The following is a 24,401-nucleotide window of genomic DNA, read 5'->3' on the forward strand; positions in this document are numbered from 1 at the left end:
CGTGCCGGTGTCCGGTGACAATCCCCCGAACGCCCTCCTGTTCTAGTCGTCGCCCGGCTCCACGAACTGGATGTCGAGCTGGAGCTTGATGCGGTCGCTCAGGATCGCGTCGGCCGCGCCGAACGAGAGGCCGAAGTCCGAGCGGCGCAGCTCGCCGGTCGCGTCGAAGCCGCCGTGCCGCCCCGGCAGGCCCGGGAACTCGACCAAGCCGCCGAACTCGACGTCCAGCGTCACGGGCCGGGTCACGTCGCCGATCGTCAGGTCGCCGGTGAGCGTCCCGGTTTCGCCGTCCCGCTCGACGCGCGTCGAGCGGAACTCCAGCCTCGGGCGCTTCACGGCGTCGAGCAGGTCGGCGCTGAGCACGTGCGCGTCGCGGTCGCGGTTGCCGGTGTCGATCGACGCCGTCTCGATCGAGGCGGTAACGGCGATCTCGTCCCCGTCCACCGTCAGCGAGGCGTCGAAGCTCCGGAACGCGCCGCGCACCTTGGAGATCCCGAGGTGCCGCACGGTGAAGCCGACCGACGAGTGCGCGGGGTCGAGGGTCCAGGCCCCGTTCTTCAGCGGCGATGCCGTCTTGGTGTTCATGGCGTTCAATCTGCCGAGATCCGCGCGCGGCAGGGAGCCCGTGTCAAGGGTGGTGTTCACGGGGCCACCCTGAACAGCGCCGCCCACTGCCGGGCGCCGAGGTCCTTGGGCAGCGCCGCCGCCGGGACGCGGTACTCGCGCCGCCATGCCGCGACCGCGCGGCGCGGCACCCCGGCGCGGACGGCGATCTCCGCGACGCCGCGCCCCCGCCCGGTGAACACCGCCCTGGCGAATGCCTGGTAGGCGGCGCGGTCCGCGACGAGCGGCCGCGCGCGGCGCGTCATCGTCAGCAGCCCGCCGTCCACCGACGGCGCGGGCCGGAACGCGCGCGCCGGGACGCGTCGCAGCAGCGCGAAGTCGTACCAGGGCCACCACTGGGCCGTCATCAGCGAGGCGCCGCCGACGCCCGCGCGCCGCCGCGCGACCTCCCACTGGACGAGCAGCACCGCCGACGTCCACCCGGACGCCCGCAGGACGCGCCGCAGCAGCGGCGTCGTCAGATGGAACGGCAGGTTCCCGACCAGGACGTGCGGCGCGTCCGGCAGCCGGTGCCGCAGGAAGTCGCCGGTCACGACGTCGGCGGCCGGGACGCGCCGCCGCAGCCGGTCGGCCAGCCGCGGGTCGACCTCGACGGCGGTCAGCGGCCGGCCGAGCCGCGCGAGCGGCACGGTCAGCGCGCCGCCGCCGGGCCCGATCTCCACGATCGGGCCGGTGGTCGCGGCGACGGCCGCGTCGCAGGAGTCGATGATCTCGGGGGAGACGAGGAAGTTCTGGCCCAGCTCGTGCCGGCCGCCAGGATGCGTGCGCATGCGAAAGCTCCGCGAAGCGAGGAAGGAGCCGGGCAGCGCGGGACGGCCGCACCGGCGTGGACGCTCGGAGCGGCGGAGCTTTCGGTCAGATCAGAAGGGAAGGCCCCGCACGGCGGACCAGGGCCTCGTGACCATCATGAACGCACACATGTCGCGGACCACGTTACAGCTCTCCGCCACCGGACAGGACGGCGTCGGCGTCCACGATCCGGTACGCGTACCCCTGCTCGGCGAGGAACCGCTGCCGGTGCGCGGCGTAGTCCTGGTCGAGGGTGTCGCGGGCGACGACCGCGTAGAACCGCGCGCCCTTCCCCGACGCCTTCGGCCGCAGCAGCCGCCCGAGCCGCTGCGCTTCCTCCTGCCGCGACCCGTACGAGCCCGACACCTGCACGGCGACGGTCGCCTCCGGCAGGTCGATCGAGAAGTTCGCCACCTTCGACACCACGAGCACGTTCAGCTCGCCGGACCGGAACGCGTCGAACAGCCGCTCGCGCTCCTTCACCCGCGTCTCGCCCTTGATGACCGGCGCGCCGAGCAGCGCCCCGAGGTCGTCGAGCTGGTCGATGTACTGGCCGATCACCAGGATCTGCTCGCCCGCGTGCCGCTTCACCAGGGCCTCCACCAGGCGCGTCTTGGTGTCGGTCGTCGCGCAGAACCGGTAGCGCTCCTCCGGCTCGGCCGTCGCGTACGCCAGCCGCTCGGAGTCGGTCAGCGTCACGCGGACCTCGACGCAGTCGGCGGGCGCGATCCAGCCCTGCGCCTCCATGTCCTTCCACGGCGCGTCGTAGCGCTTCGGGCCGATCAGCGAGAACACGTCGCCCTCGCGGTCGTCCTCGCGGACGAGCGTCGCGGTCAGGCCGAGCCGGCGGCGCGCCTGGAGGTCCGCCGTCATCCGGAAGATCGGCGCGGGCAGCAGGTGGACCTCGTCGTACACCACCAGGCCCCAGTCGCGGGCGTCGAACAGCTCCAGGTGCGCGTACACGCCCTTCCGGCGCGTCGTCATGATCTGGTACGTCGCGATCGTGACGGGCCGGATCTCCTTCTTCGCGCCCGTGTACTCGCCGATCTCGTCCTCGGTGAGCGACGTGCGCTTGATCAGCTCCTGCTTCCACTGGTGCGCGGAGACGGTGTTCGTCACCAGGATCAGCGTCGTCGCGCGGGCGCGCGCCATCGCGGCGGCACCGACGACGGTCTTGCCCGACCCGCACGGCAGCACCACGACGCCCGAGCCGCCGTGCCAGAACGCGTCCGCCGCCTCCCGCTGGTACGAGCGCAGCTCCCAGCCGTCCTCGGCCAGGTCGATCGGGTGCGCCTCGCCGTCCACGTACCCGGCGCGGTCGTCGGCGGGCCAGCCGAGCTTGAGCAGCGCCTGCTTCAGCGCGCCCCGCTCGCTCGGGTGGACGGCCACCGCGTCGTCCCCGACCCGGTCCCCGATCATCCCCTTGACCTTCTTGGCGCGCAGCACCTCCTCCAGCACCGCGCGCTCCGACGACCGCAGGACCAGGCCGTGCTCGGCGTCCTTCTCCAGCCGCAGCCGCCCGTACCGCGCCATCGTGTCCGCGACGTCCACCAGCAGCGCGTGCGGGACGGGGTAGCGCGAGTACTTCAGCAGCGTGTCGACGACCTGCTCGGCGTCGTGCCCGGCGGCGCGCGCGTTCCACAGCGCGAGCGGCGTCACCCGGTAGGTGTGGACGTGCTCGGGCGCCCGTTCCAGCTCGGCGAACGGCGCGATGTCCTTGCGGCACGCGCCCGCCGCCGGATGCCCCACTTCGAGCAGCAGCGTCTTGTCGGACTGGACGATGAGCGGACCGTCGGTCACGTGAGCAGCCTTCGTCAGGGAATCGGTGCGGTGGAGGGCGAACGCACGTTACCCGGCGCGCGGCCCTTCCATGTCCAACGGCGCGCGCCGGGCCGGTTCTTCCCCGCCCTACGACTCGTCCAGCTCCGCGACGCCCGTGATGCGGTGCAGCGCGAACCGGTGGACGGCCGCGCGGGTCGCGTCGTAGCCGGTGAGGAACCCGCCGTCCACCCGGACCGGCTCCACGATCCGGCTCGACGACTGGCCCTGCTGGTCGAGGTAGCCGATCCACACCCGGCCGCCGCGCTCGACGGCCGCGCGCAGCCGCTCCACCGTCGCCATCGCGGGGGAGCGCGGCGGCTCGCCCGCCGGGGCGTGCTCCGCGCCGTGCCGCGCGGCCTCGTCGCCCGCGCGCAGCGCCCGCACCGCCGCGTCGATCATCGCGGAGTCCGCGACGGACGGCCGCAGCCGGACGATCTCGGCGGTCGGCGGCGGCTCCGCGCGGTGCGCGTCCGGCCGCGTCACGATCACGTCGCCGCCGGGCGTCTCCGCGACCGGCGCGAGGCCCAGCGACCGCAGCCCGTCCAGCAGCTCGGTGCGGCCGAGCGCGGACGCCAGGACGGTCGGGGCGAGCCGGAACAGCCGCAGCGCCGCCGACCGGCGGTCCGCCAGGATCTCGTCCAGCGTCGCGGCGGCGTCCGTGCGGACGTACGACGTCAGCGAGCCCACCCGGAGCTGCCCGTGCCGCCGCGCCACGTCCTCGATGAGGTACACCAGCGGCTGCGGCAGCGGCGTCGCGGAATGCCGTCCGAGCAGTTCGGCCAGCTCGGCGGCGGTGCGGCCCGCGTCCAGCGCCCGCCGGACCGACGCGGGCGTGAACCGGTACACGGTCGCGCCGCCCGTGGACTCGACGTCCGCCGCCAGCGCCAGCTCGCGCGCCAGCTCCGCGACGAGCGGGCCGGGCGCGACGGCCGTGAGGTCCGCCTGGATGAGCACGCGGTCGACGGGCTCGGGCAGGTGCCGCTCCAGCAGCGGCTCGGGATCGCCCCCGTCCAGCAGCGCGCGGCCGAACGGCGACAGCTCGCCGAAGCCCGTCACGCCGAGCGCGGCGGCCTCCCGTAGCGTCCAGTCGGCCATCCGGTCCCGGAACACCCCGCCCCGGCGCGGCCGCAGCCAGGCCAGGCGCGCGCGGACCGCGTCGGCGTCGGGCGCCGAACCCGGCTCCGCCGCCGCCAGCACCGCCAGCACCGACCGCCGCACGTCGGCGGTCCCGCCGCGCACCACCGCCTCGCTCAGCGCGTTGATCACCCGGTCCCGGTCGTCGCGGCCGCCCGCCAGGCCCGGCGCGCGCTCGGTGCGCAGCCAGCCGCGCGCCAGCTCGATCCAGCGGCCCGCGACGTCGCGCAGCAGCCACAGGTCGTAGGCGGGCGTCGGCACCCACTCGCCGTCGAGGTCGCCGCTGCGGGTCAGCAGCCCCGCCGCGTAGGCGATCTCCGCGAGCAGCGCGGCCCGCCACTCCGGGACGTCCAGGAACGCGGCGGCGGCGCGCAGGTCGCGGACGGCGAGCCCGCCGCTGCGCAGCACCGGCACCGGCTCCAGTCCCCACCGCTCCAGCAGCTTCTCCACCAGCCGCACCGCGCCGAACGCCTCGCCCGCCGCCGCGCCGACGACCCGGTCCGGGCGCGGCTCCTTCGGCGCGGGCAGCGGCGGCGGCTCGTCGCACCGCTCGGGGAACAGGCGGCCGCCGCGCAGCCGCAGCGCGACCTCGCGGGGCAGCGTGACCGTGCGGTCGTCCTCGGCGGCGAGCAGGCCGCGCGCCAGCAGGCGCTCGATCGGGGTCGCGGCCGTCTCGACGCGCACCGGCCGCCGCGCGTCCGACACGCGGCCCGTCGGCGGGCCCCACAGCAGCCGCTCCAGCGCGTCCCGCGCCTCCGGTCCGGCGTCGGCCAGCAGCGGGCCGGGCTCGGCGAGCAGTTCGGCGAGCCGCGCGGTCAGCCGCGCGGCGTCGGGGAAGCCGCGCGGCTCCGCGCCTTCGAGGTCCGCGACGAGATCGGCCAGCCGCGCCGCCGAGTACCCGGCGAAGACCTCCGCGACGGGCGGGCCGAGCCCGGCCGGGTGCGGGAGGGCCTGCCGGACGCCCGGCGCGGCGCGCGGCCCGGGATCGCCCCACACCAGCGCCTGCGCGCGCAGCTCGGCGAGGGCGGCGTCCACCCGCTCCGGCGGGGCCGCCAGCGCCGTCGCCAGCTCGGTCCCGGGCAGGACGAGCACGGCTTCGAGCGTCGCGAGGGCGAAGCGGTCGAGCCGGTCCAGCGCGCGGGACACCGCCGCGGGCGTCGCGGCGCGGGCGGCGAGCGCCGCGAGGTCCGCCGGGACGGGTGTGATCAGCTCGGGCCGCGCGGACAGCAGCGCACGCAGGGCGTCATCGTCGCGTGCGCGCAGCCAGTCCGCGAAGCTCTCCATCCGGCTCCAATGTAACGGCGTCGGCGAACGAACCGGTCGCCGGTGCCCGCCGCGGCGTCCGGAACGCCGCTCTAGGACGCCGTCTCGCGCCCCGACGCCGTCAGGCCCATGCCGAGCCGCGCCCAGCTCTCCACGAACCGCTTCTCGTCGATGCGGGTCGGCGGCTCGTACATCGACTCGTTCGCCAGCCAGTAGTTGACGACGGCCCCGCCGAGGATCGAGGCGATGGCGGGCCAGTCCTCGTCGGCGCCCTCGAACTCCGGCTGCGCGGCCAGCCACGACGCGATGCCGTCGTACAGCGGGTTCACGATGCCCTCGCGCATCTCCGCGACGAGGTTCGGGAACTGGTCGAGGTCGCGGAACAGCACCCGGATGAGGTCCTGCTCCTCGCGCATCTTCGCCAGGCCCGCGTGGCACGTCATCTTCAGGCGGACGTGCAGCGGGCGGTCCTCGTAGACCGTCGCCTGCGACAGCACGTCGGTGACCTGCTTGCGGGTGCGCTCGATGTGCTCGCGGATGGCGGAGGCCAGCACCTCCTCCTTGGACCGGAAGTGCCGGTAGAGCCCGCCGGCGCCCGGTGACAGGCCCGCGGCGGCCTCGATCTCGGCGACCGACGTCGCCGCGTAGCCGCGCTCGGCGAACAGGCGGAGCGATTCGGCCACGATCCGCTCGCGCGTAGAAGTCGTCATGGTTGTGTGTTCCCTCCGCAAGAACACTAAGGCATGCGTGCGGGCCGCCGTCGTCGTGCCGCGCGTTAGGTGCCGCCCGAATCGGCGCGCGGCGCGCGTCCGCGCAGCGTCCGGGCGGTGGCGCGGCCGTGTTCGTGGCGTAGCCCACGCCGTGCCCGCACGCCAGGGGTATTCGGCCGGACTTTGCCGCGCCGCGCCCTTTTGGTGACGCTGTTTTTCCAGCTCATACGGTTTTCGGGTGGGAGGCCGGGTATGGGACTTGTCGCGAGCGCAGTTTCCGCGGTCCCGGCCCGCCGGCCGTGACCGAAACGACGGTCGCGAATCGAAATCCCGCGTCCTTCCACTCGGATCCCGTCGCATCGCCACTACCGGGGGGACGCGGGATTTTGTGCGCCGCGCCGCGTCGAGGCCCGGCGGCTCGTGGGGGTTCCGTCCCCTGGATGGGGCTTTACCCTGGGTCGCGTGTTCGATCTCGATCTGCCCCGTCGCGTCGGGGACGACCTCTGTGTCGGCTTCGACCTGGACCTGACGCTCGCGGACACGCGCCGCGCCATCGCCGCCGTGTACGCCGCGCTGGCGCGCGAGACCGGCACCCCCATCGACACCGAGGCCGTCGTCGGGCGGATCGGCCCGCCGCTGGAGGAGGAGCTGGCGTACTGGTTCCCCGCCGCGAAGATCGCGGCGATGGCCGCGCGGTACCGCGCGCTGTACGCCGACGTCGCGGTCCCGGTCACCGCGCTGATGCCCGGCGCGGGCGAGGCCGTCGCGCGGGTCCGCGCCGCCGGGGGCCGCGTGGTGGTCGTCTCGGGGAAGAACCAGGCCGACACCGAGCGGACCGTGCGGTTCCTCGGGCTGGAGGTGGACGTCGTCGTCGGCGGCCTGTTCGGCTCGGAGAAGGGCGTCGCGCTGCGCGAGCACCGCGCGCACGCCTACGTCGGGGACCACACCGGCGACGTGGACGCGGCCCGCGCCGCGTCGGTCACCGCCGTCGCCGTCGCGACCGGCGCGTTCCGCGCCGAGGAGCTGACCGCGTACGGCGCGGACGTCGTGCTGCCGGACCTGCTGGCGTTCCCGCGCTGGCTCGGCGCGTTCCGCCCCCGCTGACCTGGAAGATCATCGCAACCCGATATCCGGGTGCTTTCCCTGCGTCCTCCAGGTACGTTCTGTCCCACCCCGGCGGCATTATGCCGAGCCGTGGCGTGGCGCTAATCTTTAGGGCCGATCCAGGACGAGAGCTAACGAGGTCTCCCGTGCCCACTGGCAAGGTGAAGTGGTACGACGCCGACAAGGGTTTCGGCTTCCTCACCCGCGACGACGGCGGTGAGGTGTTCGTGCATTCCTCCGCGCTGCCCGGGGGAGTCCAGACGCTCAAGCCCGGACAGCGCGTCGAGTTCGGCGTCGTGGAGGGCCGCCGCGGGCAGCAGGCGCTGTCGCTGCAGGTCCTCGACACGCTGCCGTCGGTGGAGAAGACCATCGCCAAGCAGCGGCGCAAGAAGCCGGACGAGATGGTCGTCATCACCGAGGACCTCATCAAGCTCCTCGACGGCATCTCCGAGACGTACCGGCGCGGCAAGCACCCGGCCCCCGCGGAGGCGAAGAAGATCGCCACGGTGCTGCGCGCGGTGGCCGACGACCTCGCCCCCTGAGACCCGCGAGCCGGGGGCGGTGTGTCCGGCCACGTCCTTCCATGGGTGAGAATTGGAGAGTGAGCCCACAACCTCGGTCCAGTTCCACCCGCCGCACCCGAACCCCCGCGGTCGACCCGGCCTGCGCCGCCGCCGTCGACCTCGCCCGCGCCGCCGCCGAGGAGACGGCGCGTCCCGCGAAGGTGGGGGAGCATCTCGGGCTGCGCGCCGAGGCCGACCGCGTCGTCACGCACGCGTTCGCGTGCCTCGACCCGGCCTACCGGGGCTGGCACTGGGCGGTGACGGTCGCGCGCGCCGCCCGCGCCAAGGCCGTCACCGTGGACGAGTGCGTGCTGCTCCCCGGCGACGAGGCGCTGCTCGCGCCCGCCTGGGTGCCGTGGCTGGAGCGGCTGCGCCCCGGCGACCTCGGCCCCGGCGACCTGCTGCCGACCGCCCCCGACGACGTCCGCCTCGCGCCCGGGTTCGCCGAGGTCGACGACCGCCTCGACCGCCAGGAGCAGTACGAGCTGGGCCTCGGCCGGGTCCGCGTGCTGTCGCTGGAGGGCCGCGACGAGGCCGCCGCCCGCTGGTACGACGGTCCGGCGGGCCCGCACGCGTCGATCGCGGCGTCCGCGCCCGCGCAGTGCTCGACCTGCGGTTTCTACGTTCCGATCGCGGGCGCGCTGCGCCAGGTGTTCGGCGTGTGCGCCAACGAGTACGCCCCCGACGACGGCCGCGTCGTCTCCGCCGACCACGGCTGCGGTGCGCACTCGGAGGCCGTGTCGATCCCGGCGGCGTCCGAGCACGGCCCCCCGGTCATCGACGAGCTCGGCTACGAGATCGTCGCGCCCGGCGACGCCTCCGCCTGACGCGCCCCGTGACCGCCGACGACCCGTTCGGCACGGCCGCGCTGCGCGCCCGCGTGCTGCGGGCCTGGACCGAGTCCCCCGCCCGGTTCCGCGAGGACGCCAACACCGAGGAAGACCACGCCCTCGGCGGCTACCGCGACCGCGTCGTGGTGGAGCTGGCGCAGAACGCCGCCGACGCGGCGGCCCGCGCGGGCGTGCCCGGGCGGCTCCAGCTCGCGCTGCGCGGCGCGGAGCTGACCGCCGCGAACACCGGCGCGCCGCTGGACGCGGCGGGCGCGGAGGCGCTGTCCACGCTGCGGGCGTCGGCCAAGCGCGACGACGCGGCGTCGGTCGGCCGGTTCGGCGTGGGCTTCGCGGCGGTCGCCGCCGTGAGCGACGCGCCGTCGATCGTGTCGGGCGGGGCGGGCGTGCGCTGGTCGGCCGCCGAATCGCGGGAGCTCGTCGCGGGAGTCCCCGAGCTGGCCGGTGAGCTGGACCGGCGCGGCGGGCACGTCCCGCTGCTGCGGCTGCCGTTCCCGGCCGAGCCGGGCGGCGTCCCGGACGGTTTCGCGACGCTGGTCCGGCTGCCGCTGCGCGACGACGCGGCCGTGGCGGCGGTCGCGCGCCAGCTCGCCGCGGTCGGCCCCGCGCTGCTTCTCGCGCTGCCCGCCTTGGAATCGGTGGAGGTCGAGGTGGACGGGGCGGCGCGGACCGTCGTCCTGGACCCCGCCGCGTGGACCGTGGTCGAGGCGCACGGCACGATCCCGCCGGAACTGCTCGCGGACCGGCCCGTCGAGGAGCGCGGGCGGCCCGGCTGGTCGGTGCGCTGGGCGCTCCCGGCCGGCGGCCTCCCGGACGGGACGTCGCCCGTCCTGCACGCGCCGACGCCGAGCGACGAACCGCTCGACCTGCCCGCCCTGCTCATCGCCACGTTCCCGCTCGGCCCCGACCGCCGCCGCGTCGCGCCCGGCGCGCTGACCCGGTTCCTCGCCGAACGCGCCGCCGACGCCTACGTCGAGCTGCTGCGGACGGTCCCGCCGGAGCCCGCGCTGCTCGACCTGGTGCCCGGCCCGATCGGCGCGGGCGAGCTGGACGCGGCGGTCCGCCGCGCCGTCCGCGACCGGCTGCCCGACGTCCCGCTGCTGCCGGGCGGGCTGCGCGGTCGCGACACCGTCGTGGTGGACGCGCCCGCCCCGGCCGTCGACCTGCTCGCCGCCGACGTGATCCCGAACCTGCTGCCGCCGGGCTGGCCCGCGCGGCACCGCGCGCTCGACGCGCTCGGCGTCCGCCGGACCGACCTCGCGGACGTCGTGGACGCCCTCGCCGCCGTCGAACGCGAACCGGAATGGTGGCACGGGCTGTACGAGGCGCTGTCCGGCGCGCCCGCCGACGCGCTCGGCGCGCTGCCGGTGCCGCTCGCGTCCGGCCGCCTCGTGCGCGGGCCGCGCGGTCTGCTCGTCGCGGACGGGCCCGCGCCGCCGCCCGGCGCGGACGTGCTCGACCTGCGGTTCGTCCACCCCGCCGCCGCGCATCCGCTGCTGCTGCGGCTCGGCGCGGTCGAGGCCGGACCGCGCGAGGTGCTGACGGGCGCCGCGGTGCGGCGGGCCGTCGCGGGCTCGTTCGACGCCGACGACCCCCGCGCGGTCGCGGACGCCGTGCTCGCGCTCGTCGCCGCCGCCCGGCTCGACCCGGGCGAGGAGGAATGGCTCGCGGACCTCGCGCTCGACGGCGCGGACGGCGAGCCGTACCCGGCCGGGGAGCTGCTGCTGCCCGACAGCCCGCTGCGCGGGATCATGGCCGACGACGCGCCGTTCGGGATCGTCGCGGACGACCTGCTGGACCGGTTCGGCGCGGACGCGCTGGCCGCGTGCGGCGTGCTTTCGGGCTTCGCCGTCGTCCGCGCCGAGGACGTCGACCTCGTGGGCGTCGCGGACGGCGACGCCGGGTTCGACCTGGACGACGAGGACCGCTGGGCGGGCGCCGTGCTCGACCTGCTCGGCGACGACGCGCTGCCGCCGCTCGTGCCGGAGTTCGCGGCGGTCCGCGACCTGGAGCTGGTGGCCGACTGGCCCGCCGCGCTGCGGCTGCTGGCGGCGCCGCCGTGGCGCGCGGTCGTCGTCGAGCCGGTGCGGGCCGTCCGGGCGGGCCGCCGGGTGGACGTCCCGTCGTACACCGCGTGGTGGCTGCGGGGCGCGCCCGTGCTGGACGGCCGCCGCCCCGGCGGGTTCCGCGCGCCCGGCGCGGACCCGCTGCTCGCCGGGCTGTACGACGAGGCGCCGGGCGGGCTGGACGAGGAGTTCCTGCTGGCGCTCGGCGTCCGCACGTCGCTGGCGGCGCTGCTGGCCGAGCCGGGCGGCGCGGACGAGCTGCTGGACCGCCTCGCGGACCCGTCCCGCGTCGTGGACCGCGCCGCGCTCGGCGCGCTGTGGACCGAGCTGGCGCGCGTCCCCGGCCTGGACGTCGAGCCGCCCGACCGGGTCCGCGCGCTGGTGGACGGCGCGGTCGAGGTCGTGGACGCCGCCGACGCGCTCGTCCTGGACCGGCCCGACCTGCTGCCGCTGCTGACCGGTCAGCCGCTCGTCGTCCCGGTCCCGGCGGACGCCCCGGCGCTCGCCGCCGCGCTCGACCTGCCGCTGGCGAGCGACGAGGTGGACGGCGCGGTCGAGTCGGCGGGGGAGCGCCGCCCGGTGCCGGACGCGGCGCGCGCCGTGCTGCCGGACGCGCCCGCCGAGTACGTCGCGCACGACCCGCTGGTCGTGGACGGCCGTGAACTCGCGTGGTGGGCGGACGGCGACGTCCCGCACGCGGCGACGCCCGAAGGCTTGGCCCGCGCGCTCGCGTGGATCACCGGCCGCTGGCACGACCGTCTGCTCGCGGCGGCGGTGCTGCGCGACCCGGCCGCGCTGCCGCAGCTGCTCACCGAGGCCGACCTGGAGGACTGACCGGGCTACGGCTCGCGCGATCCGCGCTCGACCTGGCGCACGCGTCCCCGGTGCAGGCGCGGGATGTAGAACATCGCGAAGACGCCGCTGGCCATGCCGGCGACGCACGTCCACAGCCACCAGCGCTCGCCGTCCGGCAGGCCGACGACCAGCAGCACGACCAGCGCGACCGCCCACGCGGCGGTCCCGGCCGCCGCGACCGCGACGTCGTTGGTGCGCAGCGGCGGCGGGTCCGGCAGCCGCGCCTTGTCCGTCCGCGGCTCGACCATCCGCTGCCCCCGACTCGCTCGTCCCGTCGCCCGGCGCTCCCGCGGGCGGCTCCACGCTACCCGGCGCGGACGCCCGGTCCGCCGCCGGGCCGCGCGCCGTTCGCGGCGCACCGAAAAGCCATGTCAGGACGGGTGCGTGGCACGATGGAAGCCGTCGAGCGAAGAGAGGGAGGGAGTTCAGCGCCGTGCCGGCGATCTGGCGGAATATCCATCCGCCGGATATCGTTAGCAAAGGCAATGACTTCTGCGAACGACCATGACCCCACCGACCAGAGGCCGCCCGGCGGCCCCGGCTCTGGCCGAGGAGCTGCGCATCTCGATCGCGCGGCTGTCCCGACGACTGCGGCACCTGCGCCTGTCCAGCCCCGGCGAGGAGGACGGCCGCCTCTCGGTCACCCAGTTCGCCGCGCTCGCGGCCATCGAGCGGCACGGCTCGATGACGCCGGGGGAGCTGGCCCAGCACGAGAAGGTGCAGCCCCCCTCGATGACCCGGGTCATCGCCCACCTGGAGGACCGGGGGCTGGTGCGGCGCGCCCCGCACCCGACCGACGGCCGCCAGGTGGTGATCAGCCCGACCGAGGCGGGCCGGGACCATCTCGCGGCGGAGCGCCGCCGCAAGGAGGCGTGGCTCGGCCAGCGCATCGCGGAGCTGCCTCCGGCGGAGCAGGAGGTGCTGCGCCGGGCCGCCCCGATCCTGGACAAGATCAGCCGGGCCTGACCGACGTCCTCGACGCCGGCATCGCGGCGGAGGTCGAGGCCGAGAGCAACGACGGCGCCGAGGCACCGTCGCCGCCCTCGGCCGCGGCCCCCGGCGCGCGCCGGGGCGGCATGTTCCGTTCGCTGCGCGTCCCGAACTACCGGCGGTACGCCGCCGGGCAGGTCGTGTCGAACACCGGCACGTGGATGCAGCGCGTCGCGCAGGACTGGCTCGTCCTCGAACTCGCCGGCGCGTCCGGCGGCACGGCGCTCGGCATCACCACCGCGCTCCAGTTCCTCCCGCTGCTGCTGTTCGGCCTGTGGGGCGGCGTCATCGCCGACCGCTACCCCAAGCGGCGGCTGCTGATGATCACGCAGGTGTCGATGGGCGTCCTCGCGCTCACCCTCGGGCTGCTCAGCGTCACGGGGACCGCGCAGGTGTGGCACGTCTACGTGCTCGCGTTCGGGCTGGGGCTCGCGACCGTCATCGACAACCCCGTCCGGCAGGCGTTCGTCGTCGAGATGGTCGGCCGCGACGACCTCCAGAACGCCGTCGCGCTCAACAGCGCCACGTTCAACGGCGCGCGGCTGCTCGGGCCCGCCGTCGCGGGCGTGCTCATCGCGTGGATCGGCACCGGGCCGGTCTTCCTGGTGAACGCCGCCTCGTTCGCGGCCGTGCTGGTCGGGCTCGCGCGGATGCGGACGGGCGAGCTGAACGTCTCCGAGCCCGTCCCGCGCGCCAAGGGGCAGCTCCGGGAGGGCCTGCGGTACGTCCGGGGCCGCCGGGACCTGCTGATGGTGCTCGTGCTCGTCGGGTTCGTCGCCACGTTCGGCATGAACTTCCAGATCACCATCGCGCTCGTCGCCCGCGACGTGTTCCACACCGGGGCGTCGTCGTTCGGCCTCGCGTCGAGCATGCTCGCGGTCGGCGCGCTCACCGGCGCGCTGCTGTCCGCCCGCCGCACCACGCGGCCCCGGCTGCGGCTGCTGCTCGGCGCGGCGCTGCTGTTCGGCGCGCTGGAGACGGTCACCGGCGTCATGCCCGCGTACTGGGCGTTCCTGGTACTGCTCGTCCCGACCGGCATCGCGCTGATGACGTTCACGACCTCGGCGAACGCCAGCATGCAGCTCGGCGTCGCGCCGGAGATGCGCGGCCGCGTCATGGGCCTCTACATGTTCGTGTTCATGGGGACGAACCCGCTCGGCGCGCCCACGGTCGGGTGGATGGCCGAGCACTTCGGGGCGCGGCTGAGCATCGTGCTCGGCGGCGCGGTCACGCTCACCGCGACGGCCGTCGTCGCGCTCGTCATGTCGCCGAAGGGAACGCTCCTGCCCGCGCTGCGCCGCGCCGTCCGCCCGTCCGCCGCCGAAAGCTGACGCCGGACCGCGAATCCGTCCGTGGACAAGCGGCGCGGCGGCTGCCAGGCTTGCCCTGTGCCGGACCGGAGACGTGAATGAGGCTGTTCGCCGCGCTCGTCCCGCCGCCCGGCGTGCTCGACGCGGTCGAGCGGTTCACCGGGCCGCTGCGCGGCGCGTGGCCCGGACTGCGCTGGGTCCGCCGCGACATGCTCCACGTCACCGTCGCGTTCTTCGGGGAGCTCGACGCCGCCGGGCTCGACCTGCTGACGCCCCGCCTGGAACTCCTCGCCGCCCGCCACGCGCGGATGCGGCTGACCCTCGCGGGCGGCGGCGCGTTCCCCGCCGGGGGCCAGCACGCCCGCGTCCTGTGGACGGGCCTGTACGGCGACCGGCGCGCCCTGGCCGGGCTCGCCGCGGCCGCCGCGTCCGCGGGCGCGCACGCCGGGGCGGCCGCCGAGGGGCACCGGACCTTCCGCCCGCACCTGACGCTCGCGCGCACGCGCTGCCCGGCGGACGTCCGCCCGCTGCTGGAACCGCTCGCCACCTTCGCCGCCGGGCCGTGGACGGCCGCCGGACTGCAGCTCGTCCGCAGCCGCCCGCCCGACCGCGACCGCCCGCACCCCACCTACGAGACCCTGGCGACCTACCCCCTCGCCGACCCGACCCCCTGACCGGCCCACCGCCTCGACCGGCCGCCGCGCGGCGGCGCGCTCGCCGCGACCCGGCGGCCCGGTCGGCGCCCGAGTCCGGGACGGCGTGCGCGCTCTGACCCGGCAGGCCGCCCAGCGCGCGTCCGACGCGGTGTGCCTCGATCCGACAGCCCCGCGCGGCCGGCGCGATGCGCCTGCCCTGAGCCGGGACGTCAGAGTTCCGGGGGCGGGGGGACGGGGCGAGACTCGTCCGGCGGGCCCCAGGGGAGCCCGTACCGCTCGCACGCGCGCCGCAGTTCGCGCAGGTCCGGCGGGAACGTCACCTGCCGCAGCACCCGGCCGGACGGCCCCCACACCACGAGCCGGGGCATCCGGTCGCCGGACTCGTCGATCCCGACCCCGCCGACCCGGTCGCGCGCCAGGTCCCACTCGACGCGCCCGCGCCGGGTGACGACCGCGACGCCGTCCACCGACACCTTGAGCTGCGCCCGGTTGCGGTCGTACAGCCACGAGCCGCCCAGCGCCGCGACGAGCCCGGCGGGCACCGACCACCCGGCCGTCCGCGCGAACCCGCCGAACTCCGGGCCGAGCCACAGCGCGCCGATCACCGCGACGACCTCGCACAGCAGGACGCTCAGCGTCGCCGCGAGGACGCGGGACCGCCGGGTGGCGTCCAGCAGGACGCCCGGCGCGGGCTCGGGCTCCGGCGCGGGCTCCGGCTCGGGCACCGAGATCGCCGACACCGCCGAGTGGAACGCCGCGCTCAGATAGGCGTCGTACTCGGCGTCGGTGACGGGCAGCCCCGCGTCGCGCGCCTTCTCCCGCAGGTCCGTGCGGGAGATCCGCAGCGCGGACAGCGGCGCGGCGAAGAACTCGTCCCCGTCGGTGTCGTAGAGCCGGACCCACGCGTGGCCGCCGATGGTCAGCAGCTCGACGCCGCCGATGCGGTCCTCGGGCATCCGCAGCACGACGTCGCCCGCCGCGTCCGCCCAGCCGAGCCCGCCGTCCGCGACGACGAGCCGCCCGCCGGGGACGCGCGCGAAGATGTCGGGCAGCCCCTCGACGCCGTAGTGCGGGAGGCGCGGCGGCGGCGCGCCCGGCGTGATCACCCGGTAGCCGTGGTCGTCGAGGGCGTGCGCGAGCTGGAACGCGTCGAGCCCGTGCGCGGGCAGCCGGGCGATGAGGTCGAGCCGGTGGTCGAACACCAGCACCGACAGGTCGGCGGGGCGGGGCGCGCCGGTCAGCGGGTCGAGCCGCAGGCCGGGGCCGACGACCATCGCCGCGACGCGCCCGGCGGGCACCACGACGCGTCCGCCGCGCCGCGCGGGCCCGCGCCGTGCCGACCCGCGCCGCCGTCCCGGCGCCTCCCGCTCGCCCGGCCAGACGCCGTGCGCCTCGGGGCCCGCGGGCCGGGAGCGGACCGCGACGCCGTCCGCGGTGATCGTCCAGTCCGTCTGCGGGGACAGCAGGAGCCGTCGCCGCGCCAGCAGGCCGCCCGCGACCGCTGCCACCGCCCAGCAGCCCGCCGCGACCCGCTCGCCGACGCCGCTGGCGCCCTCCACGGCGATCCGCGCGACCATCGCGACGCCCAGCAGCGCGGTCAGCACGCCGAGAAACGCGATCCGGCGGCGGCTCGGCCGCGGCGACGGCGACGACAGCCGCACCGGCCGCGCGCCGCGCTCGGGGTCGGGCTCGGCGGCGGGCTCGTGCGCCGCCGCGAGCAGCCGCGCCTCCTGGTCGAGCAGCCGCTGCTCGGCGGCGTGGTCCTTGGGGAGCGGGCCGAGTCCGGTCAGGACGGTGTCGCCGCTCGCGACGCGCGCGCCCTCCTCCACGGCCGGGTCCAGCAGGTCGGCGGAGTCGCCGTCCAGGACGTGGACGGGGATGCCGAGCTGCCGTGCCGTCACGAACAGCGCGATCGGCTCCATGCCGAGCGTCGCCAGCGGCCCCGCCGCCGTCCGCCCGAACTTGTGGAAGACGGTCAGCACGTCGTCGCCCGTGGTGATCGCCAGTCCCTCGATCCGCGACCGCTCGTACCGGACGAGGCTCAGCCCGCCCGGCCCGACGCGCTCCAGCCCCTCGGTCGACAGCCGCCAGTACGGCCGGTGCCGGCGGACGCGCGCCTCCGGCGCCGCGCCGAGCAGCCACGGGAACGCGGCGACGGCGGCGATCAGCCCGGCCCACAGCCACACCGGGTGGATCGGCACCAGCGCCAGCGCCACCGCGAGCAGGGTGAACGGCCCCGCCGCGACGGGCCGCCACCGTCCGCCCGGTCCCCGAAGGCCCGCCAGCTCATGCTCCACAGTCCGCATCCTCACATGTGTCCCGCCGCGCGTCAGGATTTCCTGCGCACCACTCCATAGCCGACGAGAGCGGCGATCCCGAGCACGAGGAACAACCCGACCCGAGGCCCGGAGCTGGACTTGCGGCCCTCGTCGGCACGGCCGTCCTCCGCCGCCGGGCGCGGCGTCGCGGAAGCGGCCGGGGACGGCCGCAGGTCCGCGTCGAGCGGCACCTCGTAGACGGGCTGGTCCGCGCCCTCCGACCCGACGAGCAGCGCCGAGCCGTCCCGCGTGTAGGTGACCGACTCGCCCTGCTTCTGGGCCGGCAGCCCGACCGAGCCCAGCGACCTGCCGGGCTTGCCGTCCTTCCCCATCGCGTAGACGCGCGCCCCGAAGTACGTGCGGATGACGAAGCTCAGCCCGTTCGGCGCGAACGCCCCGTCCGTCGCGATGGCCGGGGCGTCGCCGACCTTGCGCATGATGTTGTAGCCGTGCGTGCTGAGCTTCGGCGGCGCCGCGTACAGGGACGCGTTGAACAGCTTGCTGGCGATGTAGAGCCGGTTCGTGCGCGGGTCGATCAGCATCGCCTCGGCGTTGCGCGGCCCGTCCTCGTACTTGATCTTGAACTTGGCGGCGCGGATCGTCTGCGTGCGCAGCGAGGCGGGCTCGGGGATGCGGTAGACCGTCACGTACGGCCACGCGCCGCCCAGGTTGTCGCCGATGTCGGCGACGAAGACGCAGGGCCGCCCGCGTTCGTCGCGGCCGACGGCCATCGCCTCCCAGTCGCGGGCCGTCGCGCCGCCGAGCGTCAGCGTGGCGCGCGTCCGGCCGTCCGGGCCGAGCGCGTACACGGCGGGCACGCCGCCGGAGTCGTTGTGGGTGTAGACCACGCCGGGATGCCGCAGGCTCGTCGCGAGGCCGCTGGACTCGGTGATCCGCGGATCGCTGATCCGGAACGCCACCCGGGAGCCGGTGTCGGCGGGGACCCGCGCCGCCGCGCCCGTCGCCGCGGCGGGCACCAGCAGCGCCGCCGCCGACGCCCCGGCCGCCGCGCGGCGCGCACGGCGCGGCGCGCCCCTCGTCGCGGGGATCACTTCAGCAGCGCACCGACGACCACGGCCAGGACGAGCGCGGTCAGGACGGTGGGGAGCAGCCATTGGGGCGCGCGGTTCACGCCATCGAGCTTATTCGGCCGCCCGCGCGCCTCGAACGGGACGCCCCCCGGACGGCGCGAGCCCGCCCGCGCCCGGAGGCGCGGACGGGCTCGCGGCCGTGCGGACGGCTCAGAGCCGCTCGACGACGTAGTCCACGCAGGCCGTCAGCGCCTCGACGTCCGCCGGGTCGATCGCCGGGAACATGCCGATGCGGAGCTGGTTGCGGCCGAGCTTGCGGTACGGCTCGGTGTCCACGATGCCGTTGGCGCGCAGCACCTTGGCGACGGCGGCGGCGTCCACGCCGTCCGCGAAGTCGATCGTCCCGACGACCTGGGAGCGCTTGGCCGGGTCGGCGACGAACGGCGTCGTGTAGGACGTCTTCTCCGCCCACGTGTAGAGCCGCTGGGACGAGTCGGCGGTGCGGGCCGTCGTCCAGGCCAGGCCGCCGTTCGCGTTCATCCACTCGATCTGCTCGGCGAACAGCAGCAGCGTCGCGACGGCCGGGGTGTTGTACGTCTGGTCCTTGGCCGAGTTGTCCACCACCGTGGTGAGGTTGAAGAACTCGGGGACGTACCGGTCGGACGCGGAGATCTCCGCGATGCGCGCGAGCGCGGCGGGGGACGCCAGCGCGACCCACAGGCCGCCGTCCGCCGCGAAGCACTTCTGCGGCGCGAAGTAGTAGACGTCGGTCTCGCTGACGTCCACCGGGAGGCCGCCCGCGCCGGAGGTCGCGTCGACCAGGACGAGCGCCTCGTCGGCGGACGTCCCGGCGGGCCGCCGGATCGGCATCGCGACGCCCGTCGAGGTCTCGTTGTGGGTGAGCGCGTACACGTCGATCCCGGCCTCGGCGACGGCCTCGGGGTGGTCGCCCGGGTCGGCGCTGATGACCGACGGGTCCGACAGCCACGGCGCGGTCTTGGTGACCTTGGCGAACTTGCTGGAGAACTCGCCGAAGGCGAGGTGCTGGGACCGGTCCCGGACGAGGCCGAACGCGGCCGTGTCCCAGAACGCGGTCGTCCCGCCGTTGCTCAGCAGGACCTCGTAGCCGTCGGGCAGGGAGAAGAGCTCCGCGAGGCCCTTGCGCACCCGGCCCACCAGGGACTTGACGGGCTTCTGCCGGTGCGACGTGCCCATGTAGGTGGACCCGCTGTCCGCGAGCGCGGCGAGCTGCTCGGGCCGGACCTTGGACGGCCCGCAGCCGAACCGGCCGTCGGCGGGCTTGATGTCGGCGGGAATGTCAATGGCTGGATTCGCGCTGTCGGTCACCCACAGGAGGGTACTTGACCTGCCGTGGAGATCACCGTCGAACCCCTGCCCCGCAGGGTCTCCCGGGGTCAGTGCCCGCGCCGGCGGCGCAGCGACCGCAGCGCGAGGACGGCCAGCAGGACGAGCCCGGCGACGAACACGGCGGCCAGCACGGCGGGCGGGTAGAGCCACGGGTCGCCCTTGGACCGCGCCTCGACGGCCGTCCGGATCGAGTCCTGGGCGAGGAAGGCGAGCAGCAGCGCCGCGAGCCACTTCGCGACGGCCCCCGCCCGCGCGTTCGCGCGCCGCCGCCGCTCCTCCCGCTCGGCCTCGAACCGGCGCAGCTCCGCCGTCCGGGCCGCCGCCGCACGCGGGACTTCGGCCGGGCCTGCCTCGGCAGAAGGCCCGATATCCCCCTCAAGCGGCTCATCCACGGCATCCGTCACGCCCCCATGATGACAAACCCCGCCCCGTGCCCCGTCCGCACCACGGGAAGTCCGGGGACGACGAAAGGCCCCCGGCGGACCGGGGGCCTCAAGGCGTTGCGGGGGCGGGTACCGGCGGGTCAGCCGGCGTAACGCTTGAGGGCCTCCGCGGAACCGGTGACGTCGTCGATCGAGCGGCTGCCCGGTCCGGTGTAGCGCGCGCTCGGCCGGACGAGGCGGCCGGTGCGCTTCTGCTCCAGGATGTGCGCCGCCCAGCCCGCGGTCCGGCCGCAGGTGAACATGGCGGGCATCATCGCGGTCGGGACCTGCGCGAAATCGAGGATGACCGCCGCCCAGAACTCGACGTTGGTCTCGATCGCGCGGTCCGGGCGGCGCTCGCGCAGCACCGCCAGCGCCGCGTCCTCCAGGGACTTGGCCGCCTCGAAGTGGGGCGCGTCCAGCTCGCGGGCGGTGCGGCGCAGCACGCGGGCGCGCGGGTCCTCCGCGCGGTACACGCGGTGCCCGAAGCCCATCAGCCGCTCGCCGCCGTCGAGGATGTCGGTGACGACCCTGCGGGCGTCGCCGGACTGCTCCACCTTCTCGATCATTGGGAGGACGCGGGCGGGCGCGCCGCCGTGCAGCGGTCCCGACATCGCGCCGATCGCGCCGGCGACGCTCGCCGCGACGTCCGCGCCCGTGGAGGCGATGACGCGCGCGGTGAACGTCGAGGCGTTCAGCCCGTGCTCGGCCGCCGAGACCCAGTACGCGTCGATGGCCTGGACGTGCTTGGGGTCAGGCTCACCGCGCCACTGGATCATGAAGCGCTCGGTGATGGTGCGGCCCTCGTCGACCCGGCTCTGCGGGACGAGCGGCACGCCCACGCCGCGCGCGGACTGCGCGACGAACGACAGCGCGAGCGCGGAGGTGCGGGCCAGGTCCGCGCGCGCCTGCTCGTCGTCGATGTCCAGCAGCGGGCGCATCCCGTATTCCGGGGCGATCGTGGGCAGGGCGGCCTGCACGTCCACCCGGACGTCGCCGGACTTGACCGGCAGCAGGTGGGGCTCGGCCGGGGCCAGGCCCGGCTCGAAGCTGTCGTCCACCAGCAGGCCCCAGGCGTCGCCGAAGGAGACGCGGCCGACGAGTTCCTCGATGTCGACGCCCCGGTAGCGGAGGGCGCCGCCCTCCTTGTCCGGTTCGGCGATCTCGGTCTCGAAGGCCACGACCCCCTCAAGCCCGGGTTTGAAGTCGGACATGTCGTCCCTGCCTTTCGTCCCCATGAGTGATAAGGCGGTAGCCGTGCCATTGAACCGTGTCGCGCTTACCGGTCAGTATCCAGGTCCCCGCGAGTTCGACGAGTCCCTGGTGAGAGGGTGTGACGCTGTGGAACGCCCCATTGACCGGCCGGCGCACGACCCCGCGCGGCTCCGCGCATCCTACGAAAGCGGTTCCCTGGTGGAAGAGGCCGTCCCCGCCGACCCCCTGGCGCTGTTCGCGGCCTGGTTCGAGGACGTCGTCGCGGCCGGGCTGCCGGAGCCGAACGCGATGGTGCTCGCCACCGCGTCGGCGGACGGCGCGCCGAGCGCCCGGACCGTCCTGCTCAAGGGCTACGGCCCCGCCGGGTTCCGCTTCTTCACCAACTTCACCTCGCGGAAGGGGCTTGACCTGGCCGCGAACCCGCGCGCGGCGCTCGTCTTCCCGTGGCACGCGGCGTCCCGTCAGGTCCGGGTGACGGGCCCGGTGGCGCGGCTCCCCGAGGCCGAGTCGGCGGCCTACTTCCGGACGAGGCCGTACGGGTCGCGCCTCGGCGCGTGGGCCAGCGAGCACCAGTCGTCGGTGATCCCGGACCGGGACGAGCTGGAACGCGGCTACGCCGAGGTAGCCTCACGGTGGCCAGAACTGGACAATGCGGACAGTCGGGCCGACGCTGTCCCGCTGCCGCCGTTCTGGGGCGGCTACCGCGTCGGGCCGGAGGAGATCGAGTTCTGGCAGGGCCGTCCCAACCGCCTGCACGACCGGCTCCGGTACCGCCGCACGCGTCCCGCCCCCCGCCGCGCACCGGCCTCGGGGGAGTCGGACGTTCCCGACGAATGGAAGGTGGAGAGACTGTCCCCGTGACTTCGGAACAGCAGTCAACCCCCTCGGACACTCCTGACGGCTCCGGTCCCTCCGCCAAGGACGACGCCGACGACGCCGCTAGGGACGATGCCGACGACGCTGCCGGAGACGACGCCGAGTACGCCGCTGGGGACGACGCCAAAGACGCCGCCAAAGACGCCGCCGAGGACGCCGCCCCGCGCGCGTCCGGGCTGCGCCGCCTCGCGATCGACGTCCGCCCGCTCGCGCACGGCCCGTTCCGGCGGCTGTGGCTCGGCCAGGGCGTCTCGTTCATCGGCTTCCAGGTCACCGCCGTCGCGGTGCCGGTCCAGGTCTACGACCTCACGCACTCGTCCCTGTGGGTGGGCGTGCTCGGGTTCGTCAACCTGGTCCCGCTGATCGTCTTCGGGCTGTGGGGCGGCGCCATCGCCGACCACGTCGACCGGCGCAAGCTGCTGTTCGGCTCGTCCTGCGTGACGTGGCTCTCCACGCTCCTGCTCCTGGTGCAGGCGCTGCTCGGCCTGGACAGCGTCGCGTTCATCATGGCCGTCGTCGCCGTGCAGGCCGTCGGGTTCGCGATCTCCTCCCCGACGCGGTCCGCGATCATCCCGCGCATCATCGACCGGCCGCTCGTCCCCGCCGCGAACACCCTGAACTTCACCGCGAGCCAGGTCGGCATGCTCGCCGGGCCGCTGCTGGCCGGCGTCATCCTCGCCCGCTGGAACTTCTCCGTCGCCTACGGCCTGGACGCGGTGCTGTTCACCCTCGGCCTGTACGCGGCGCTGCGCCTCCCGTCGATCCCGCCGCTCGGCGAGGTCGCGGGCGCGCCCGGCCTCCGCGCGGTGTTCGACGGGCTGCAGTACCTCGCCACCCAGCCCGTGCTGCTGATGTCGTTCGTGGTGGACATCATCGCGATGGGCGTCGCGATGCCGCGCGCCCTGTTCCCCGAGGTCGCCGACGACCGGTTCGGCGGCGACGGCGCGGTGGGCTGGCTGTTCGCCGCCATCGCGATCGGCGCGGTGCTCGGCGGGCTGTCCTCCGGCTGGATCGGGCGGGTGCGCAGGCAGGGCGCGGCGCTCGTCGCGGCGATCGTGGTCTGGGGCCTGGCCGTCGCGGCGGCCGGGCTCGCACACTCGCTGTGGCTGGCGGTCCTCCTGCTCGCGGTCGGCGGCGGCGCGGACCTGATCTCGGCCGTGTTCCGGCAGACGATGCTGCAGACCTACGCGCCCGACGAGATGCGCGGCCGCCTCCAGGGCGTCTTCACCGTCGTGGTGGCGGGCGGCCCCCGGCTCGGCGACCTGCGCGCCGGGGCGACCGCCGCCGTCGCGGGCGCGACGGTCTCCTGGGTGAGCGGCGGCATCGCGTGCGCGGTGCTGGTCGTGGTCGCGGGCCTGGCCGTCCCCGCCCTGCTGCGGTACGACACCCGGACGGCGCGGGGGCCGGTCGAGACCGCCGCCGACGCGGCCGCGGCCGGTCCGAAGGACCGCGGGGAGCAGGCCCCCGCCGTCTGACCGGAGCCGCCCGTACCCGCCCTTCGGCGTGACGATCGGGACGCCTGGGAAGAAGCGCGAGTTCTCGGACGTTCTTCACTATCCGGCATGGACGGGTTGCGGCTCGCGCCCCTCACGGGGACCTGCGAGCAAGTAGACTCGAGGGTCATAAGTCTGGAGGGAGCTGTGACCTCACACGGCCTGATCGACACCACGGAGATGTATCTCCGGACGGTTCTGGAGCTCGAAGAGGAGGGGATCGTCCCCCTCCGCGCGCGCATCGCCGAGCGCCTCTCGCAGAGCGGCCCGACGGTGAGCCAGACGGTCGCCCGGATGGAGCGCGACGGGCTGCTTCGGGTCGAGGGGGACCGGCACCTGGTGCTCACCGACGCGGGCCGCGAGCTGGCCACGCGCGTCATGCGCAAGCACCGGCTGGCCGAGTGCCTGCTGGTCAACGTGATCGGCCTCCCCTGGGAGGACGTCCACATCGAGGCGTGCCGGTGGGAGCACGTGATGTCGGAGGAGGTCGAGCGCCGGCTGGTCGCGCTGCTCGACAACCCGACCACCTGCCCGCACGGCAACCCGATCCCCGGCCTCGACGAGCTGGGCGGCCACGGCGACGACGTCGACGTCTCCAAGCTCGCCGTGATGACCGCCGTCGCGTCCTCGGGCGGCTCGTCCGCCGTCATCCGGCGGATCAGCGAGCAGGTCCAGGGCGACAGTGATCTGATGCTTAAACTGAAGCAAATCGGGATACAACCGGGACGAGAGGTGACTCTCCGGACAACGGATGACGGAGTGCGGGTGACGGTCGAGGACGAGCCGGACGTGCCGGAGCGGGAGGTCCCCCGGGACATCGCGCAGCACGTCTTCGTGAGCAGGCGCTGACGCTTGCGGCGGGACGGCGGGGCAGTGGGCACGCGCGCCGTGCCGCGGCGGTCTATACCGAAGATCTCCCCACCGGCGCGCCGTTCCACCGCGTCC

General features: G+C 75.4%; 21 protein-coding genes. 10 read left to right on the forward strand and 11 right to left on the reverse strand.

Annotated elements, in window-relative coordinates; translation table 11 throughout:
• Window positions 1–42: 42 nt before the first annotated feature.
• The 5 genes from G339_RS0100200 to G339_RS0100220 all read right to left on the reverse strand — a co-directional run bounded on the left by G339_RS0100200 (window position 43) and on the right by G339_RS0100220 (window position 6,341).
• Window positions 43–645 (reverse strand): YceI family protein, encoded by a 603-nt coding sequence (locus tag G339_RS0100200; RefSeq protein ID WP_205625460.1) that lies wholly within the window; start codon window positions 643–645, stop codon window positions 43–45.
• A complete protein-coding gene (erm, locus tag G339_RS0100205) occupies window positions 642–1,394 on the reverse strand; it encodes a 23S ribosomal RNA methyltransferase Erm (protein WP_019629059.1) in 753 nt (250 codons plus the stop codon). Before erm ends, G339_RS0100200 begins: the two co-directional genes overlap by 4 nt.
• Before the next feature lie 163 nt (window positions 1,395–1,557).
• Window positions 1,558–3,213, reverse strand: coding sequence for a DNA repair helicase XPB (locus tag G339_RS0100210; RefSeq protein ID WP_019629060.1), 1,656 nt, complete (start codon window positions 3,211–3,213; stop codon window positions 1,558–1,560).
• A 108-nt stretch (window positions 3,214–3,321) separates the two neighbouring features.
• Window positions 3,322–5,652: a helicase-associated domain-containing protein gene (locus G339_RS0100215; RefSeq protein ID WP_019629061.1), complete on the reverse strand. Its 2,331-nt coding sequence runs from the start codon at window positions 5,650–5,652 to the stop codon at window positions 3,322–3,324.
• 71 nt (window positions 5,653–5,723) lie between these two features.
• The gene (locus tag G339_RS0100220) at window positions 5,724–6,341 is read right to left on the reverse strand and encodes a TetR/AcrR family transcriptional regulator (RefSeq protein WP_033321998.1); all 618 of its coding nucleotides are present in this window, start codon (window positions 6,339–6,341) and stop codon (window positions 5,724–5,726) included.
• A gap of 462 nt (window positions 6,342–6,803) precedes the next feature.
• Between G339_RS0100220 and G339_RS0100225 the strand changes: the two genes are divergently transcribed.
• The 4 genes from G339_RS0100225 to G339_RS0100240 all read left to right on the forward strand — a co-directional run bounded on the left by G339_RS0100225 (window position 6,804) and on the right by G339_RS0100240 (window position 11,756).
• Window positions 6,804–7,445 (forward strand): HAD family hydrolase, encoded by a 642-nt coding sequence (locus G339_RS0100225; RefSeq protein WP_019629063.1) that lies wholly within the window; start codon window positions 6,804–6,806, stop codon window positions 7,443–7,445.
• 146 nt (window positions 7,446–7,591) lie between these two features.
• On the forward strand, window positions 7,592–7,987 hold the full coding sequence (locus tag G339_RS0100230; protein WP_026341002.1) for a cold-shock protein: 396 nt from the start codon (window positions 7,592–7,594) through the stop codon (window positions 7,985–7,987).
• Window positions 7,988–8,046: 59 nt separating this feature from the next.
• Window positions 8,047–8,835: a DUF3027 domain-containing protein gene (locus G339_RS0100235; protein ID WP_026341003.1), complete on the forward strand. Its 789-nt coding sequence runs from the start codon at window positions 8,047–8,049 to the stop codon at window positions 8,833–8,835.
• Between the two features lie 8 nt (window positions 8,836–8,843).
• Window positions 8,844–11,756: a sacsin N-terminal ATP-binding-like domain-containing protein gene (locus G339_RS0100240; RefSeq protein ID WP_019629066.1), complete on the forward strand. Its 2,913-nt coding sequence runs from the start codon at window positions 8,844–8,846 to the stop codon at window positions 11,754–11,756.
• A 5-nt stretch (window positions 11,757–11,761) separates the two neighbouring features.
• Here G339_RS0100240 and G339_RS0100245 read toward each other — a convergent pair whose 3' ends face one another.
• Window positions 11,762–12,025 (reverse strand): DUF2530 domain-containing protein, encoded by a 264-nt coding sequence (locus G339_RS0100245; protein ID WP_019629067.1) that lies wholly within the window; start codon window positions 12,023–12,025, stop codon window positions 11,762–11,764.
• Between the two features lie 256 nt (window positions 12,026–12,281).
• Here G339_RS0100245 and G339_RS0100250 point away from each other — a divergent pair, with 256 nt between their 5' ends.
• The 3 genes from G339_RS0100250 to thpR all read left to right on the forward strand — a co-directional run bounded on the left by G339_RS0100250 (window position 12,282) and on the right by thpR (window position 14,751).
• Window positions 12,282–12,743 (forward strand): MarR family winged helix-turn-helix transcriptional regulator, encoded by a 462-nt coding sequence (locus G339_RS0100250; RefSeq protein ID WP_019629068.1) that lies wholly within the window; start codon window positions 12,282–12,284, stop codon window positions 12,741–12,743.
• Between the two features lie 110 nt (window positions 12,744–12,853).
• Window positions 12,854–14,098 (forward strand): MFS transporter, encoded by a 1,245-nt coding sequence (locus G339_RS32025; protein WP_019629070.1) that lies wholly within the window; start codon window positions 12,854–12,856, stop codon window positions 14,096–14,098.
• 77 nt (window positions 14,099–14,175) lie between these two features.
• Window positions 14,176–14,751, forward strand: coding sequence for an RNA 2',3'-cyclic phosphodiesterase (gene thpR, locus G339_RS0100265; RefSeq protein WP_019629071.1), 576 nt, complete (start codon window positions 14,176–14,178; stop codon window positions 14,749–14,751).
• Window positions 14,752–14,942: 191 nt separating this feature from the next.
• Here thpR and G339_RS0100270 read toward each other — a convergent pair whose 3' ends face one another.
• The 5 genes from G339_RS0100270 to G339_RS0100295 form a co-directional block, all read right to left on the reverse strand.
• Complete coding sequence (locus G339_RS0100270; protein WP_019629072.1) at window positions 14,943–17,030, reverse strand: hypothetical protein; 2,088 nt, start codon at window positions 17,028–17,030, stop codon at window positions 14,943–14,945.
• A 32-nt stretch (window positions 17,031–17,062) separates the two neighbouring features.
• Entirely contained in the window at window positions 17,063–18,103 is a 1,041-nt protein-coding gene (locus tag G339_RS0100275) for a hypothetical protein (protein WP_019629073.1), read from the reverse strand.
• A gap of 189 nt (window positions 18,104–18,292) precedes the next feature.
• A complete protein-coding gene (serC, locus tag G339_RS0100285) occupies window positions 18,293–19,429 on the reverse strand; it encodes a phosphoserine transaminase (RefSeq protein WP_019629074.1) in 1,137 nt (378 codons plus the stop codon).
• 68 nt (window positions 19,430–19,497) lie between these two features.
• Window positions 19,498–19,854, reverse strand: a complete 357-nt coding sequence (locus G339_RS0100290; protein WP_157407218.1) for a hypothetical protein — start codon at window positions 19,852–19,854, stop codon at window positions 19,498–19,500.
• A gap of 119 nt (window positions 19,855–19,973) precedes the next feature.
• Window positions 19,974–21,086: a citrate synthase 2 gene (locus tag G339_RS0100295; RefSeq protein WP_019629076.1), complete on the reverse strand. Its 1,113-nt coding sequence runs from the start codon at window positions 21,084–21,086 to the stop codon at window positions 19,974–19,976.
• A 127-nt stretch (window positions 21,087–21,213) separates the two neighbouring features.
• Here G339_RS0100295 and pdxH point away from each other — a divergent pair, with 127 nt between their 5' ends.
• From pdxH to G339_RS0100310, 3 genes are all read left to right on the forward strand, one after another.
• Entirely contained in the window at window positions 21,214–21,948 is a 735-nt protein-coding gene (pdxH, locus tag G339_RS0100300; RefSeq protein WP_019629077.1) for a pyridoxamine 5'-phosphate oxidase, read from the forward strand.
• Window positions 21,945–23,438: an MFS transporter gene (locus tag G339_RS0100305; RefSeq protein ID WP_019629078.1), complete on the forward strand. Its 1,494-nt coding sequence runs from the start codon at window positions 21,945–21,947 to the stop codon at window positions 23,436–23,438. The genes pdxH and G339_RS0100305 overlap by 4 nt, the downstream gene beginning before the upstream one ends.
• Window positions 23,439–23,603: 165 nt before the next feature.
• Window positions 23,604–24,305, forward strand: a complete 702-nt coding sequence (locus G339_RS0100310) for an iron-dependent transcriptional repressor DtxR (protein ID WP_026341005.1) — start codon at window positions 23,604–23,606, stop codon at window positions 24,303–24,305.
• Window positions 24,306–24,401 lie beyond the last annotated feature (96 nt).

The sequence above is a fragment of the Actinomadura atramentaria DSM 43919 genome, from assembly GCF_000381885.1.
Classification (GTDB): Bacteria; Actinomycetota; Actinomycetes; order Streptosporangiales; family Streptosporangiaceae; genus Spirillospora; species Spirillospora atramentaria.

Bases quoted from the DNA above. Each gene is read 5' to 3' on its own strand.
- erm (WP_019629059.1), bottom strand. From the start codon at position 1,394: ATGCGCACGCATCCTGGCGGCCGGCACGAGCTGGGCCAGAACTTCCTC.
- G339_RS0100215 (WP_019629061.1), bottom strand. From the start codon at position 5,652: ATGGAGAGCTTCGCGGACTGGCTGCGCGCACGCGACGATGACGCCCTG.
- G339_RS0100220 (WP_033321998.1), bottom strand. From the start codon at position 6,341: ATGACGACTTCTACGCGCGAGCGGATCGTGGCCGAATCGCTCCGCCTG.
- G339_RS0100245 (WP_019629067.1), bottom strand. From the start codon at position 12,025: ATGGTCGAGCCGCGGACGGACAAGGCGCGGCTGCCGGACCCGCCGCCG.
- G339_RS0100250 (WP_019629068.1), top strand. From the start codon at position 12,282: ATGACCCCACCGACCAGAGGCCGCCCGGCGGCCCCGGCTCTGGCCGAG.
- G339_RS32025 (WP_019629070.1), top strand. From the start codon at position 12,854: ATGTTCCGTTCGCTGCGCGTCCCGAACTACCGGCGGTACGCCGCCGGG.
- thpR (WP_019629071.1), top strand. From the start codon at position 14,176: ATGAGGCTGTTCGCCGCGCTCGTCCCGCCGCCCGGCGTGCTCGACGCG.
- G339_RS0100295 (WP_019629076.1), bottom strand. From the start codon at position 21,086: ATGTCCGACTTCAAACCCGGGCTTGAGGGGGTCGTGGCCTTCGAGACC.